The 974-nt window shown below is 55.1% G+C and carries 1 protein-coding gene; it reads left to right on the top strand.

Annotation, left to right across the window (positions count from 1 at the left end):
* On the top strand, positions 1 to 974 hold a 974-nt coding region (locus G5154_RS21110), incomplete at both ends, for an ATP-binding protein (protein ID WP_421251642.1).

The following is a 974-nucleotide window of genomic DNA, read 5'->3' as shown; positions in this document are numbered from 1 at the left end:
CTCTCCATCGCCCATGGTTCGGCCAAGGATCTGTTGAGCCTGATTGGCGATATTCTGGATATTTCCAAGATAGAGTCCGGTCGGCTCGAACTAAGGCCGGAATCCCATGACATCGTGGCGCTGACGGCTTCGGTCGTCACTGTATTTACCGCTCTGGCCAGACAAAAGAACTTGCAACTGGAGCTCGCAGCCAGTGAGCCTCGCTGGGTTCTGGTCGATAGTATCTGCTACAAACAAATCCTCTCCAATCTTATCAGCAATGCCATAAAGTACACGGATAAGGGATCGGTGCGGGTCGAGTTGCAATCAAAAGCCAGTGACGGCTGGTGTACTTTGCAGCTGGCTATTCGGGATACGGGCATAGGCATTGCTCCCGCTGATCAAGCCAGGCTGTTCCAGCCTTTTGGTCAGGCGAGGCAGCCTGAGCACATCCAGCGTTCTGGCACGGGTCTCGGTCTGATGATCTCCCGCTCGCTCTGTGAGTTGATGGGAGGGGCTCTGTTGCTTGAGAGTGAACTCGGACGCGGCACTTGTGTCAGTATCGAGATGAAGTTGCCGTTGGCCAGCGCAGTCGAGCCTGCATCGCCAGTGGCATTGGGCACGATGACGGGCTATACCCGTCAGCTACGGGTCATGATCGTGGATGATCACCCTACTAACCGGCTGCTGGTCAGTCAGCAGTTGGCGTATCTCGGGCATGATGCAACGGCTGTTGAGTCGGGTGCCGATGCGTTGGATCTTCTTGTTAAAGTGCCCTTTGACGTAATGATCACCGACTTCAATATGCCCGGCATGAGTGGTTTTGAATTGACTCGCCAATATAGATCTCTGGAATTGGATAGGGGGGCTCATCGTTGCCTTATCTTGGGGTTGACGGCTGATGCCCGTCAGGAGCAGGTGAGCGAGGGACTGGCGGCTGGCATGGACGATTGCCTGTTCAAACCAGTGGGACTGGAGGAGCTGGAGTGCTGTCT

Source organism: Aeromonas sp. 600527, assembly GCF_049175415.1.
GTDB lineage: Bacteria > Pseudomonadota > Gammaproteobacteria > Enterobacterales > Aeromonadaceae > Aeromonas > Aeromonas veronii_A.
Note: the sequence above shows the minus strand (reverse complement) of the source record. Positions and strands in the feature narration are given on the sequence as shown.